This window comes from Candidatus Nitrosocosmicus oleophilus (assembly GCF_000802205.1).
Taxonomy (GTDB): Archaea; Thermoproteota; Nitrososphaeria; order Nitrososphaerales; family Nitrososphaeraceae; genus Nitrosocosmicus; species Nitrosocosmicus oleophilus.
This window is the reverse complement of record NZ_CP012850.1, coordinates 1,943,854-1,958,297: the sequence shown is the minus strand read 5'-3', so window position 1 is coordinate 1,958,297 and position 14,444 is coordinate 1,943,854. Positions and strand designations below refer to the sequence as shown.

General features: G+C 38.0%; 14 protein-coding genes. 2 read left to right on the top strand and 12 right to left on the bottom strand.

The window, feature by feature from the left end:
• Positions 1–321 precede the first annotated feature (321 nt).
• Together NMY3_RS09445 and NMY3_RS09440 are read left to right on the top strand one after the other, a co-directional pair.
• Positions 322–633: a hypothetical protein gene (locus tag NMY3_RS09445; RefSeq protein WP_196815638.1), complete on the top strand. Its 312-nt coding sequence runs from the start codon at positions 322–324 to the stop codon at positions 631–633.
• Between the two features lie 97 nt (positions 634–730).
• Positions 731–1,267 (top strand): uracil-DNA glycosylase, encoded by a 537-nt coding sequence (locus NMY3_RS09440; RefSeq protein ID WP_196815637.1) that lies wholly within the window; start codon positions 731–733, stop codon positions 1,265–1,267.
• A gap of 318 nt (positions 1,268–1,585) precedes the next feature.
• Here NMY3_RS09440 and NMY3_RS09435 read toward each other — a convergent pair whose 3' ends face one another.
• The 12 genes from NMY3_RS09435 to NMY3_RS09380 all read right to left on the bottom strand — a co-directional run bounded on the left by NMY3_RS09435 (position 1,586) and on the right by NMY3_RS09380 (position 13,614).
• Positions 1,586–3,085, bottom strand: a complete 1,500-nt coding sequence (locus tag NMY3_RS09435) for an NADH-quinone oxidoreductase subunit N (protein WP_196815636.1) — start codon at positions 3,083–3,085, stop codon at positions 1,586–1,588.
• 17 nt (positions 3,086–3,102) lie between these two features.
• Positions 3,103–5,163 (bottom strand): NADH-quinone oxidoreductase subunit L, encoded by a 2,061-nt coding sequence (locus NMY3_RS09430; RefSeq protein ID WP_196818523.1) that lies wholly within the window; start codon positions 5,161–5,163, stop codon positions 3,103–3,105.
• Positions 5,164–5,227: 64 nt separating this feature from the next.
• Entirely contained in the window at positions 5,228–7,015 is a 1,788-nt protein-coding gene (locus NMY3_RS09425; protein WP_231099981.1) for a complex I subunit 4 family protein, read from the bottom strand.
• Positions 7,016–7,111: 96 nt separating this feature from the next.
• Complete coding sequence (gene nuoK, locus NMY3_RS09420; RefSeq protein ID WP_196815635.1) at positions 7,112–7,414, bottom strand: NADH-quinone oxidoreductase subunit NuoK; 303 nt, start codon at positions 7,412–7,414, stop codon at positions 7,112–7,114.
• Positions 7,398–7,919, bottom strand: a complete 522-nt coding sequence (locus NMY3_RS09415) for an NADH-quinone oxidoreductase subunit J family protein (RefSeq protein WP_196818521.1) — start codon at positions 7,917–7,919, stop codon at positions 7,398–7,400. The genes nuoK and NMY3_RS09415 overlap by 17 nt, the downstream gene beginning before the upstream one ends.
• Entirely contained in the window at positions 7,909–8,409 is a 501-nt protein-coding gene (locus NMY3_RS09410) for an NADH-quinone oxidoreductase subunit I (protein ID WP_196815634.1), read from the bottom strand. The genes NMY3_RS09415 and NMY3_RS09410 overlap by 11 nt, the downstream gene beginning before the upstream one ends.
• Positions 8,406–9,482, bottom strand: coding sequence for a complex I subunit 1/NuoH family protein (locus NMY3_RS09405; protein ID WP_231100415.1), 1,077 nt, complete (start codon positions 9,480–9,482; stop codon positions 8,406–8,408). Before NMY3_RS09405 ends, NMY3_RS09410 begins: the two co-directional genes overlap by 4 nt.
• Positions 9,483–9,706: 224 nt before the next feature.
• A complete protein-coding gene (locus NMY3_RS09400; RefSeq protein ID WP_425319403.1) occupies positions 9,707–10,786 on the bottom strand; it encodes an NADH-quinone oxidoreductase subunit D in 1,080 nt (359 codons plus the stop codon).
• A gap of 88 nt (positions 10,787–10,874) precedes the next feature.
• On the bottom strand, positions 10,875–11,405 hold the full coding sequence (locus NMY3_RS09395) for an NADH-quinone oxidoreductase subunit C (protein WP_196815631.1): 531 nt from the start codon (positions 11,403–11,405) through the stop codon (positions 10,875–10,877).
• On the bottom strand, positions 11,405–11,920 hold the full coding sequence (locus NMY3_RS09390; protein ID WP_196815630.1) for an NADH-quinone oxidoreductase subunit B: 516 nt from the start codon (positions 11,918–11,920) through the stop codon (positions 11,405–11,407). The genes NMY3_RS09395 and NMY3_RS09390 overlap by 1 nt, the downstream gene beginning before the upstream one ends.
• 61 nt (positions 11,921–11,981) lie before the next feature.
• Entirely contained in the window at positions 11,982–12,356 is a 375-nt protein-coding gene (locus tag NMY3_RS09385; RefSeq protein WP_196818520.1) for an NADH-quinone oxidoreductase subunit A, read from the bottom strand.
• A 61-nt stretch (positions 12,357–12,417) separates the two neighbouring features.
• Positions 12,418–13,614, bottom strand: coding sequence for an NAD(P)/FAD-dependent oxidoreductase (locus tag NMY3_RS09380; protein ID WP_196815629.1), 1,197 nt, complete (start codon positions 13,612–13,614; stop codon positions 12,418–12,420).
• Positions 13,615–14,444: the final 830 nt, after the last annotated feature.

Genomic DNA, 14,444 nt, shown 5'->3' with positions numbered 1-14,444 from the left:
ATAAAATATTGATTAAATTGGTCGTTAAAACCTAAAATTATCACAAAATATATCAGATCAAAGTCATATTGTTTTTTAATATTCACAGACCACAAGTTAATTCTTTGTATTACTATTTTAACCCATACCTACATTTATAGTCGCATAATCCTATCTATGAAGGGAATCGATCTACAGATTGGCTGGTTTCGTTTATTTGTTTGATGCAAATATGATAAATATTTCCAATTGCGATAAACAGAAAAAATATTCTAATGACTACACAAGTTTATCAAAAAAGATAGTGGATTTTATATGATGTTTGAGTGGTTTAGAATTTACATGGTCCTAAACAAATCTTACGAAATTATTTTATATTACAAAATTATAGAAAATGATATGAAAAATTCTAGATTGGTTATTCTTATTTTGCCGATATTAATCATTGGACTACCGCCGGTGTTTGCTCAATCTAACAATACCAACATAACTAATAGCACTGGTGGATTATCCTCTGAATCAGTAAGTGCAGCAATTACAAACTCTACATCGAGTCCTGCAAACTTGATAGTTAATTCCTCATCTCCGGGAGAAGATACTCAAAATAGCACTGGCGGATTATCCTCTGAATCAGTAACTGAATCAAAGTATTGATTCTAGAAAAATTCCTTCTTCTTAAATACTTTTTCCCACCTTGAGTTCTCAGAATGAATCATTAGAATCAATAAAGAATGACATCATCCGTTGTGTCTTGTGCGGACTGTCATTAACAAGGAAGAATGCAGTTCCAGGTAATGGCAATATTAGCAAAAAAATAATAGTGATAGGCGAAGCTCCAGGGAAAAACGAAGATGAAACCGGTAGTCCCTTTGTGGGGAGTGCGGGCAAAATTCTTGATCAAGCACTAATCAACGCACGAATAGAAAGAAAAGAAATTTACATCACTAATGTAGTCAAATGCAGGCCTCCTAGCAATAGGGTTCCGACAGATGAAGAAATTGGAATATGCACTAGAGAATATCTTAAAAAAGAAATTGATATAATTTCACCCAAAATCATTTGTATATTAGGTGCTACAGCGTTAAAGTCACTACTTGGACTAAAACACATGACACCGTATAGGGGGCAAATAGTTAATCGCCCACCATTGAGATACTTCATAACATATCATCCAGCGGCTACTATATACAATAACAAATTAAAAGAAATCTTCTTTGAAGACATCCAAAAACTTGCAAAAATAGTCAACACTCAAGATCAGGGAATAGATAAATTTTTTCCAACCTAGCTTAAAAAAAGACTAATTATAGCTTAAAAACCAATACTCCAACGTACCCTGGAGATTAGCATTTGAGTTCTTAATCATATCGATAATTGAGTCTTTAAAGTATTTTTTCTACCAATGGTAACTAGATTTTTATTAGAAATTGTACTCTAATCAATATTTAAATCGAGTTTGATAATTCAAGAAATTCTGCCTATATTAACAGTTCCAGAGAGTGTAACATAATAAAATCTGGATTTTGGGAGAATTCAAGATTAGGGATCAGGGAGAGAGTAAATATGGTCTAGAATAGAAAATGATAGGGATAGAAAAATAGAGATGTTAGTTTGCACCTAACAGATGAATCAAATCATTAGGTACAGCCATTGACGCTAAGTCAAGTAATGGTCCGTACCAGATACCAAAGATGATCATGAATCCTAATGCAAATAACAATACAGCAACTATCGGTTTTGGTTCCTTCTGTCTTACCCTATTTTCGCCCTCTTCCATGTACATTTTCCTTATGATCCAAGCGTAATACCCCAAAGATAATGCACTGTTTAGAATACCAGCTATTGCAAGATAAGGTCCCCACCATACTACTTGACCACTATCTATAGCAGCTCCGAATATCAAATATTTACCCCAAAAACCACTCAGTGGAGGGACTCCGGCAAGTGCAAGCAGCGATATTGCAAACACAAAGGCTGTGATAGGCATCCTATATCCTAGTCCTTTATACTTTTCGATTGTATACGCCGCCAGAGTTATAATTACACCTGCCGCTGCAATAAATGCAGCAGATTTCATTACTGCATGATTCATGATTTGTAACAAAGAGGCATCTAAACCATAGTCAGAGTATGGAGCAACTGCAAGTCCGATCAGAATATACCCGGCCTGAGCAATACTGGAGTACGCAAGGATTCTTGGTATACTTTTTTGAGTCAGAGCTCCCAGATTTCCGAGCGTCATAGTAAAAATGGCTATTATTGCAAGGGTAAATGTCCAGTGGACATTAAGCGCTATCATACCGATAACTATGACCCTGATGGCAGCCGCAAATCCAGCTTTTTTTGTTCCAGCAGCAAGAAGGGTAGCAATCGTAGTTGGAGCCCCAGAATATGTATCAGGCAACCACATGTGAAATGGAACTAGTCCCATTTTGAATCCAAATCCAGCAATAAAAAGTCCTACTGCCAGCAACGCAAACGGGACCAAATCTGCGTTCAAATGCGACATTGCAACAATAGAATCGTAAATGTTTGTAGTGCCAGTTAATCCATATACAATTCCCATTGCTAAAACAATGATTGCCGACGATAAAGCTCCAAACAAAAAGTATTTGATTGAAGCCTCGTTTGATATTGGATCTTTTTTATTAAAAGCAGCCAATGCATAGGTAGGGATAGACATTAGTTCCCAAGCAACTAGTAACATTACAAAATCAGTTGAATAGCCTATGAGGATCATACCAATGCTTGATAATAATATCAAAGAATAGTATGCAGCATGATTGCTTCGTTTTTTCATGTAACTCCATGAAGAAACGGTAACCATAATGGAAACTATAAGAAACGCAATAGAAAAGAATGCACCAAAAATATCGTCCCCTATGGCTCCACTGTTTGCTAAGGACATCGCGGGAAGATTCTCCCCGGAAAATATCCTGTATATCACAACAATAAGAGCCAGGGCTAGAGCTCCGAAGGCTATTGCACTATAAACTTTATTCTTTGAGCCTCGCTCTTTATTTAAGGCATCTATTATTGGAATTAACAGAGCTACGCTCCCCAAGATGATGGTTACTAAAGCAGGGGTAGACATTATATCAATCATCGTTACTCATTCTCTCCTTAACTCAATAACAGCATGGTAATTATAATTATACCAGCTGCAAATACATAAAGATAAGTCTGTACGTTACCTGTTTGCACTACCTTTGCCACTTTTGACATCATCACCATTGATTGTTGAACGGAAGGATTAATTCCATACATTAAGATGTTTTCAAAATACTTATAAATTCGTCTGTAGGCCGCCAATGGTATCACTACGCCTATCCAATAAAGGATTGAATTAAGATACCATCGGTTGTATAGGAACTTCCATAATGCCTTGGAGACGACGTTGTCGCTGATTTTCTCCGGGTCCCCGATTCTCTTGATGTAAAACAAGTATCCTAGAAATCCGCCTACACCAAATGCTGCTACTGAGGAAACAACAGCAAGTGGATTGAGTTCTAAAGCATCTTGTTTTGACCCTTCAACAGTAGCTGCGCCTGATTCGGCTAATTCGGGTGAGCTCTGTACGGCTTCTGTTCCTCCTAATGGTACCACTCCACCCTCATTAATTCCAAAGTAACTTGCAAGATAGGTTGAAAAGATATCATGTAGTTGACCCTCAAATGCAAAGCCCACAACACCGAATCCAATTGATGCTATTGCTAAAGCGGCAAATGGCAGCCACATCATCTTATCCACTTCACGTATACGATGACCTTTGTTTTCGATATTGACAACATTTTGGCTGGGTTTTCCGAAAAATACAAGGCCGACCATCCTGAAGGTGTAAAAGGATGTCATGATAGCCACTGTAACAGCAATCAAGAAGACGTAAGATGAGAATTCATAGTTAGATTCAAGAATGGAAGCAAAAATTGCGTCTTTACTCCAGAAACCAAGCGTGATTAAAGGAGCACTAGCTAAAGACAAGCTCGCCAACAAGAAGAAAATATAGGTTTTTCTCATATTCTTTTTTAGCCCGCCCATATCGTTCATGAATCTAGAATGTACGGTATGTAATATTGCACCCGCCGCCATGAACAATGAAGCTTTAAACAGTGCATGGCTAATTAGATGAAAGAATCCTGCAGTATATCCATCAACAAAGTTTGTTGATAGCCCTGCAATTCCCAAAGCCATCATCATGTATCCAATCTGAGACCCGGTAGAATAAGCCAGGACTTTTTTTATTTCAGGATTGACTATCGCTTGAGTAGCTAGCAACAAAGCAGTTATCGCTCCAACCCAGGTAACAATTTCAAAGAACTGATTCATATTAAATACAGATAGGGCAAAAAATAGAGGACCTATCCTAGCAACAAGAAATACTCCTGCCTTTACCATTGTAGCTGCATGAATAAGAGCAGATACAGATGTAGGTCCTGTCATAGCCTCCAATAACCATTCATTCAGTGGAAACTGAGCTGATTTGCCAATGGCTCCGCCAAATATTAAAACCGCCGCCGGCACCAACAGATTTTGTTGCATCATCACATGAGCCCAAGTTTGATCGGCTAACAACTCTCTAAAGCCAAAAGTACCAGAATACATAAAGATCATAAACATTCCAGACAGCATCATGACATCCCCTGCCCTGTTAAGTAAGAATGCTTTTATCCCCGCATGTGTTGGTGATGTCCACTGAGGTATTCCCCAAGCAGTATGTCCCTCTCTGCCAACATAATCTTTCTTTCTATCGGTATACCAAAATCCTATTAGGGCATAAGATGCAAGTCCCACACCTTCCCAGCCGAAAAATACCATCAACAAATTGTCAGATAACACAATTAGTTGCATCGATCCGATGAAAAACAACATAAAGAACCAATATCTTATAAGTGATTTTTGTCCGTGCATATAGGAAACAGAATAAACAAAAATTGCCACCGAAATCCAAGCAACCAAATTACTCATGATTATGGCAAGGGGATCAGCTAATACACCTGCGTCTATATTTAGGGCAGAAAACCAAGGAATTTGGCTATGAATCTCGCCATTTGATAAGCCTAATGGAAGTATACTCAAAGCCAAAAGGGCACTAATAACTGAAAAAGCGACAGCAACGTAGCCTTTGATTTTTTCACTCTTTTTTCTTAGAATTGGAATTAGTGCAGCTCCTATAAATGGAGTCATCCAGATTAACCATGCATTTACACCTATTCCTTCAAAACCTATAACTTCAACCACCGCTATTCACCTAAAAAGTGGTTGGATGATCCACTTGGCTTTTAGCTAAAGGATATGTCCTCGGGTAGTCAGTTCCGCCTGAAAAAGCAACATTACTAGCCTGCGTAGTGTTTGTAGGTTCATCATTTACTTGTCCTGTTCCAGGGGTGATCTTTACTGGTATAAGCACATCGGAATCAGGATACAAACTTTCAACATACCCTATAATGGGTTTATAAAATAAATCGGGATATAATCCCAGAACCAACGTTAATGAAGCCAAAATTCCCATGGTTACTAAAACATACTTACTCGAATCACGTACGTTTTTTAATGTTTCTGGAGTAATGCCATAGAAGATTCTTTTGTACATCCACAATATATAAGCAGAGGTCAATATCGTGGTAGTAATAGCCAAAGCAAATGAGACAGCCTTTACAGCGCTCCAGTTAACTACCGCATCTTGTAAGGCTCCATTAAAGAGGACCCACTCAGACATAAAACCACTTGTTATTGGTACACCTATGATAGTTAATCCACCGATCATTGCAAATACAGCAGTATACGGCATTTTTCCTCCCAATCCACCTAATTTATCCATATTTCTTGTTCCTGTTTGCAAGATAACTGAACCTGCCATCATGAACAACAGACCCTTACCTAAAGCATGGGTAACATACATAAAGATTGCACCACTAAGGCCAAGGACACTTTCTGAGCCTATACCAAAAAGAAGATACCCCATTGAACTTATGCTAGAATATGCCAAAACTCTTTTGATATCTTTTTGCATTAGAGCCATGGCACCTCCATATATCATTGTAGCAACTCCCCAAATGGTTATGTAAATACTATAATCAGTATAGTTTCCAGGACCTGATAACAGTTCAATCCATATTCTAATCAAACCATAGGCTCCTATTCCAGTCATTGCTGATGATATTAGCACTGAAATTGGAGTGGGTGCGTCAGTGTATGTATCTGGTAACCAAACGTGGACAAGAAAAGCAGCTAGTTTTACACCAAATCCAATAATAAGCGCCGCAACAATTACAGCAATCCATGCTTGTGGAATTTGGGATGCGTTTGCCCTAACTGTATCATAATCAAATCCACCAGTCAGAAATCCCATTGCCATTAATCCCAACAATAAGATAACGGCGCCGACATGGGCCCAGAAAAAGAACATTAATGAAGTTCTTTTTTTGTTTCCGTATCCAAAAAATGCAATCAAAAAGAATGAAGGAACTAACATCAGTTCAAAAAATACATAAAATTCAAACAAATTGGTAGCCAAAACAGTACCAAGCATACCCATTGCAAACACAAGATAAAGAGAATAATACAGGCCCAGCTGACTATTTAGATAGGACTTTTGATCGGTCGATAAGACCAAAGAAGAGAAAGATTTCCCGTCCTTATTAGAATACAATTCGCTTTCAGCATCATTCATTTCCAGATTAGAGGAACTCTTTAGCTGTTCATACTGAAGAAGAATTTTTCTGATCATATATGGCTTTGAATAAATCACAATAATAGTTGATAACAAATAAATCGTAATAGCAAAAGGAATGCTCAAACCATCTAATTTTAACCCGAAATGACCTAATTGACTCCAATCAAAGACTTCTTGATACGATCCTCCAGAACCGAGACCTATACATGGAATAATCACTAGCACAGTTGAGATAGCTAAAGTTCCAAAAGTCAACCACGTTGTAATGTTTATTCCCTTTCGTTTTCCCAAAAAATACACTACCGGAGATAATATCAAGGGCATAAATGTTGCCACCATAAGATAATAGGAAGAATCCACCATCTACATCTCTTGCTCCGAATACCCCTACCTCAACGACATTGACTTCCTTTATATATTATACGGTTGAATTTTCAAAAAAATAGTTGTTGAGTAAAATTAATTCTTTAGGTTCTTATATTCAGTAATATCTATATCTTTGTAGAACCTATATGCTATGATAATAATTCCCAAGCCTACTGCAACCTCTGCTGCAGATATTGCTATTGAGAATAGTACAAAGACTTGTCCCTGAGGACTAGGCAGCATTCTTGAAAATGCAATAAGTACCAGATTTACAGCATTTGCAATTAACTCAATAGAAAATATCAACCGCAGTGCATTTCTTTTTACAACTAATCCATAAATTCCAATAGATATGAGGATTACAGCTATATATAGAAAATCAGTTGGTTGGTTCATTTCTTTCCTCAATATCCTCTCTGCGTGCCAAGGCCAGAGCGCCTATTACAGCTGCAGCCAGCGTTAATGCCAATACTAACAATACCGGTGAGTAGTACGTTAATAATTCTTTTCCTATTGCCTGTACATCAAATATTGGAACCGTATCATTAAATTTCAGCTGGGTTGCAGCAGAGTTTCCTAATATGGATCCAGCTAAAATAAGGAAGGCCAGCCCAAGCAGAATACCAGCTATCTTTCTTTTCCTGGTTTCTTTTTTGGTTATAGTATTTGGAGCCCGTACTAGCATTACTGTAAATATGATAAGAACCGCAACTGCACCTACGTATACTGCGATTTGGAACATTGCAACAAATGGTGCGTCTAAAATGATGAAGTAGCCTGCGATCCCAAGCATCGAAACTGCCAATGCTATACCTCCGTACAATAACTCGCGGCTTTCAAGAGATAAGATAGCTGATCCAATGGTGATAACAGATAGACCTATGAAAATACTATCTACCATGATATGCACCTCGTGAGCCTATTTTTATTTCGACCTCGCCATCATATTTTGGTTTTACAGCCAACTGGGACGGTGTGTATATCAAATGAGATTTGGTGAAAGAAGACAACTCATAGTCATTTGTCATATATAAAGCATAAAAGGGGCACGCATCGACACACAAACCACAGAAAACACATTTTCCATAATCTATTTGAGGCATTATGGATTTCTTATTTTGCTTCCACTGTTCATCGACTTTTACCATAGTGATTGCTTCTGCTATCCCCTCGCAAGCTATAGCGCAAAGTTGACAACCGGTACATTTGTCATGAAATAAAATATGTCTACCTCTGGTCCCCGCAATCCCGACTCCTTTCTTAGGGTCAAATTGGTACCCGTCACCCACAAATTTCAACTTTTCCTGGGGATAACGAAATGTAAATCTTTTTAAAACTAAATGCTTAGTTCCAGACTCCAGCGCTTTTATGAATCCTGTTGCAGTGTTCACCTTATCGAAATCACTCCCTCCGGTCCAATAATTCCACCGTAAATCAACATCAAAACAACAAACAGATTTATGAATGTTAAAACTATTAGCTTGTACCATCCTGTGTGAAGTAAAATATCAATTCTAATTCTCGGATTGATACCTCTAATAACTAACATCAGAAAGATGATGAAAATTGTTTTTATCAAAAACCAGAATACGCTGTTTACCGTAATAGCATTGTATACTCCATCTAAGGCTAGCATTTGCAACAATGGTAAGTTAGATTCATGAGCTCCAGGAATTAATTCAGGAGGAAATATTTGTGGTCCATACCATCCACCTAAAAAGAGAATTACAAACAAACCTGCAAGGGCGTATAGTTTCAAATAACTACCAAGCTGGATGAGTCCATAAATCATCCCAGTAGTCTCAGTTAACCAGCCTGCAACTATTTCACTTTCAGCCTCGGGCAAATCAAATGGAATCCTTTCTAATTCAGCCAGAGAAGATATAAAGAAAACAAAAGCGTTAATCGGCAGCAAAAATATATTCCAGATCATATACTGCGATCTCGCAATCTCGGTGAGATTAAGAGACGATGATAGTAAAACGACCGGCAATGCCGACAAGAAAAATGGTATTTCAAAGGCAATCATTTGATGGAGGGCCCTCAGTCCACCAATGAACGGGTATTTACTGTTACTTGCCCATGAAAATAATAACGCAATCAACGGGAAAAAGCCGAGTATTGCAAAGACAGCGATTAGCCCTACGTCAACATCAGCGACTACCCAACCTGGAGCTACCGGAATCAGTGCAACTACCGCAGCTGCAGTAGCTACGAACATTATTGGAGCTAACCAGAATATGGGCTTATCAGCTCCCGATGGTACTATAATCTCCTTGGTCAGAAGCTTCAGTCCATCAGCCAGTAATTGGAATATACCTTCAACTTTGCCAGCATATAGTGGCCCTACACGTAGCTGCATCTTAGCCAGCAATTTCCGCTCTACAAATATCGTGACCGCTGCTATCAGAGCTGCAAATACAAAGCCCGGAAAAACTGCTGCCTTAAAGAGAGTCGTATGCATAAAAAATTGAAGAATAGGAAGTGTCCTAGACGGATCGACCATCATCGAGAAGAACAGGTACGGTGTCAAGACTTGCCCGTCAACTACGGGCAGAGGAATATAGAATAGAGTAAAAAAGATTATTGGGAGAATAAGTACGGTAACTAAAGCTAAGACTACAAATAAAACCCAAACAATACTAGCTACGAAATTCCCGAATCTAAAATCTGGAGTCAGAGAAGCCATTATCTGTCAGCCTCCACCGGCCAATAATTCAAAGACCAATATATTGCAGGCATATCCCCTAATTTCGAACCAGTTAACAAGAAAGGTAAAGCGAGTAAATTCCTAAAGGAACCTACCGATGCCTTTACTCTATATGGTCTGGGTGTCCCATCACTCACTACGTGATATCCCAACGCGCCTCTTCCTGATTCCACCCGTTTGTACGTTTCGCCCGGGGAGCTTTTAATATTAAATTGCAGTTTTTCTCTTACATCTCCTGAATCCGGCATCTTATCTAACAATTGTCTAATAATGTGACATGACTCTCTCATATCAAGTACAGGTACATAAGCTCTAGCAAAAGAGTCACATGTTTTCATGTATTGAACCTTAAATTCAATTTCATCATAGACGTCATAAGGTTCCACTTTCCTAACATCAAATGGTACTCCTGATGCCCTCAAGACAGATCCAGTTACCCCCAGTTTGATCGCATCTTCTTTAGTCAATATTCCAACACCCTCAGTCCTCTGTCTTAGCAAAGGATTGTTATAAAAAATATCCTCATATTCTTTGAGCCTAGTCTCAAAATAATTGACCTGGGCTAGACATTTTTCTTTAAAATTATAAGGAATATCATTTCTGACTCCACCTGGAATATTGAATGCATTAGTTACTCTTGCACCACTTAAACGCTCCAATAGATCGATAAGTAATTCTCTATCTCCAGCAGGCCACATGAACATCGTAGAATGTCCTAGAAATATTCCATAAATTGCTAACCAATACAATGTATATGAAAGTCTACTAAGTTCAGATGCAAGTGCCCTAATAAATTGACCCCTTCTAGGAACGGTAATGCCCACAAGATCCTCCACGGCCAAACTGTATGCATAAGTAATGTTACAAGAATCATGAATCACGGGACGCTCCAAATGAGGTATATTTTGAAAGTGATTTCGATATTCGCACATCTTTTCATGTCCCCTGTGAACATATCCAGGGTCAGGATCTACGAATACGATATAGTCTCCATCAACCTTAATAGTAAATCTGAAATGGCCGGACCCTGGATGCTGTGGACCAACACTCAGAGTCATCAATCTATCATCTTCAGTTTCCTTTGTTATTTGAAGTGATAATTTCTTTGCCTCGTCGATTTTTTCTTGCAGACTGCTCATTCCACTATCATCTCCCCTTTATGCGAAAATCCTTTCTGAGAGGTGGCATATCTGCCCAATCTTCGGGTAAAATAAAGCGTTCATTACGTGGATGTCCCAAAAAAAACACACCCAGCATTTCATATGTTTCACGTTCATGGTATTCAACACTCGGAAATATATTTATCAAGCTGTTTGATTTAGGATCGGTTCGATCAACTCTAGTTGATAGCACTAAAATGTAGGGATAATAATCGGTATTGCTATACGAACCTAAATGATAATTAATTTCAATTTGATTGTCAGCTGGATAGTCAGTGCCCGAAGCTGATTCAGCATGATCAAATCCATGATTATTTCTTAAATATAATGCTGTTTCTACAAGATTTTCTGGACTCACCAATATCTTGGATCTGTTTTCTTTTTTATATACGAGTTTAACTTGATCTCCAAAATTAGTAGTAATAGAATTAATAAGACTACTAGATAGTAAATTACTCTTTTCTTCTTTTACCTCGATCAGGTTCGTTTGATTATTTTCGGTATTGTTTTTTTCCATTATTTAACTTTCGACCTTTTGATTTTTTCTTGCAACAACATGGTACCTTGAATTAACGTTTCAGGTCTAGGAGGACATCCTGGAACATAAACATCTACTGGCACAATGCTATCAATCCCAGGCAAAACATTGTATGAATCCAGATATAGACCACCTGTTATTGCACAAGCTCCCATGGCGATAACATATTTTGGCTCTGGCATCTGATCATAAACCATCCTAAGCCTAGGTGCCATTTTCCTAGTTACGGTACCCTGAACTACTATTAGATCACATTGTCTTAATGAACCAAAAGCTTCCAGTATCCCAAATCGTTCGGCGTCATAGCGCGGACTTGAAACAGCGCCGAATTCTACACTACAACAAGCCGTTTCCAAGTGAACGGGCCATAATGACCAGACGCGACCCCAGTTAATTACATATCCTAAAGGTGCATCCAAAGCTTTGACCAAAACATCACCTATGTTTGACACTAGAAGATTAAAATTGGTAGGGTTAACGAGATCCTTTATCATACCTCTACACTTGTTAGATAATTACAATCCAAGTTATTAATATCTATTGGGTTTAATATGACTACCAAATTCCTTTTCTCCCTGCCAAAAATAATGCGTACCCCATCGCAGCAAACATCACACCCAGAAATCCTATCATCGGCAAAGTCGCTTCCTTAGGGATTGAAAAAAAGGTAACACCCCACGCGTACAGAAAAATAGACATTACATCGAAGACGACAAACATCAGGATATAAGAATAATACTGCATCATGAAATGAGATCGTCCTTCGCCTGAAGGGACTTGACCACATTCCATTGGAAGGAATTTTACTGGATTATACCTCCTTCTAGTCATAAACAACCGAGACATGATTATTGCGGGTACCCCAGCTAAAATTCCAAATCCAAATAAATATAATATTGGAAGAAATTGTGTAGCGGTTTCTCCTGCCAAATTAAATGTGGCTGACAATTTAAGATATTTATATCTTCTTATTTGATATTCTCAAAAGAACCTATTTTTTTAATACTAGGTTAAACAATTGCTTAACCATCATTTTAGGATGGTTGAAAGCCAATTTAGCCATTTTGCTATAAGTAAAATCTGACTTGATAAAATCCAAAAACTCATCTATTGATAATTCCTTTATTATTTCAATTTCTTTATGCCATTCGGAGTCAGATAAACCAAGCCACCTTGACTGAACTTTTAATGCTGATTTTATTTTCTTTTCGAGGAGATTCTTGTTTGCTACTTCATAAGGCAATAGTGAATCTCTAGATGAATTATATTGCAATGATTCGGCTCCTACCCTCCCAGCCAAACGTCCAAATTCTATAGCATATCTTATTCCTTCCAGTACTAACGGATTTGCCTGACCCACAGTATCTCCAACCATGATTAAGCCATCGAAAACACTGGTTGTACGCAATCCTTCATTTGGAATCATACCGTAATGAAGCTCCAAGGGCTGAATTTTTCCTAGGGTATCTAATGGAGGTAAGCGATTTTTCATGATTTGGTTTAATTTAACAAGTGGATCGGTGCTTGAATTTGGTTTCCCAATGCCTACTCCTATTCGTAGGCGATTTTTAGATAATGGAAAAACCCATGCATAACCAGCCTCAGAATAAATCTGCCCGACCATTAGGCATAAAGTTTCGTTATCCACATTATCACAATAGCACTCATATTCTGCACCTATGCCGTATCTTTTCCACGATTCAACGTAGCCTAATTTCCGGGATACAAAACTGGTAAAGCCCGATGCATCTATAATTAAAGTTGCCTCCACATCCAATGGCCCACTGGGAGAGTTGACTTTCAAAATACTTGAATGTCCCTGTAAATTTTTCTTAACGTCAATGACTTGACTTTTTACCAGCAAAGTACTACCTTCGCTGGCTGCTCTAGATGCTAAATATTGATAGGTCTTTCTGACATCCAGAACACATGCAGAATTAAAATTGCCAGAAATCATAATTTGATTGGTTGGAGAGACAAAGGAAAAATTCTTGATAGGATTATAGTATTCCCTTGAGATTTCGAATTTTTCAATCTCCTTTATCCAAGTGACACCGCTGGTCCTAACATTATGTCCAAACGAAGGATCCTTTTCAATGAGGATTACCTTAGCACCATGTTTAGATGCAGAATATGCAGCAGACAATCCTGCTGGTCCTCCTCCTACAATAGCTATGTCAAATTTCAATAACTAAATTACTTTGTCTCAGAGGGGTATTATACACATTTCCCTGTCTTAGGTAGTATTTCTTAAGATCTCTTGGTTGTTAATAAATTGTCATAACTTGGTTGTTCTATGCGACTTTACAATAATGTCGACATATTTGACTATGCTGGTATCGAATAAATTTCTAGGCTGCTTTTATATTACTAAGTTATGTTTGCGAGCATCATCGAAAATGAGCACTGTTAACTTGACGAAATTTTCTTCCTCTTTTTCACTTAAAGAGCATGCAACAAGGAATTTGGAAAAATGGGGTCAGAAAGTGTACTCAAATTGCGGCAGTTAGGCAGAGTCTGTCCGTAATATACAGAATTAATTCTACATTGTCGATGGTCAGACACTCAAGTTAGCAGGACCCAAAAATTGGAAAACCAGGCACTGTTGCCACGTCATTTAGACTCAAGCCTTCTTGTTTTATCATTACAGCAACTGCTCTTAACACATCTATGTCTGGAATTTTGGATTTAAAAGACTCAAAAATTCTAAATACACTACCATACCTATTCCATTACAGGTAGCGATCATATTACTCGGTATGTCAAAAAGCCAACTGTCAAGGACCTTGTTTTTAATTTCGCTTGGTATTCTTTTTCCCACATTTATTACATTTTTTCATATGGAATTCTACTTATAAAGAAAATAAACTCTTTTCCATAAAGTTTGTCGGGTAACTATGCATGGACTCTGAAGGGATGAGATTCTGACAGGTTTGGATGAGAGATAAATTATGGTTTGAGAGGATTCTGATGGTGTTTGGACTAGTAGAATAGAGATGGAGGAGATTCTGATGGTGT

What these genes read in the sequence shown, in the direction of transcription:
- NMY3_RS09445 (WP_196815638.1), top strand. Translation starts at nt 322, where the DNA reads ATGGTCCTAAACAAATCTTACGAAATTATTTTATATTACAAAATTATA.
- NMY3_RS09430 (WP_196818523.1), bottom strand. Translation starts at nt 5,163, where the DNA reads ATGACTCCATTTATAGGAGCTGCACTAATTCCAATTCTAAGAAAAAAG.
- NMY3_RS09415 (WP_196818521.1), bottom strand. Translation starts at nt 7,919, where the DNA reads ATGGTAGATAGTATTTTCATAGGTCTATCTGTTATCACCATTGGATCA.
- NMY3_RS09425 (WP_231099981.1), bottom strand. Translation starts at nt 7,015, where the DNA reads ATGGTGGATTCTTCCTATTATCTTATGGTGGCAACATTTATGCCCTTG.
- NMY3_RS09400 (WP_425319403.1), bottom strand. Translation starts at nt 10,786, where the DNA reads ATGACTCTGAGTGTTGGTCCACAGCATCCAGGGTCCGGCCATTTCAGA.
- NMY3_RS09395 (WP_196815631.1), bottom strand. Translation starts at nt 11,405, where the DNA reads ATGGAAAAAAACAATACCGAAAATAATCAAACGAACCTGATCGAGGTA.
- nuoK (WP_196815635.1), bottom strand. Translation starts at nt 7,414, where the DNA reads ATGAACCAACCAACTGATTTTCTATATATAGCTGTAATCCTCATATCT.
- NMY3_RS09405 (WP_231100415.1), bottom strand. Translation starts at nt 9,482, where the DNA reads ATGCATACGACTCTCTTTAAGGCAGCAGTTTTTCCGGGCTTTGTATTT.
- NMY3_RS09390 (WP_196815630.1), bottom strand. Translation starts at nt 11,920, where the DNA reads ATGATAAAGGATCTCGTTAACCCTACCAATTTTAATCTTCTAGTGTCA.
- NMY3_RS09435 (WP_196815636.1), bottom strand. Translation starts at nt 3,085, where the DNA reads ATGATTGATATAATGTCTACCCCTGCTTTAGTAACCATCATCTTGGGG.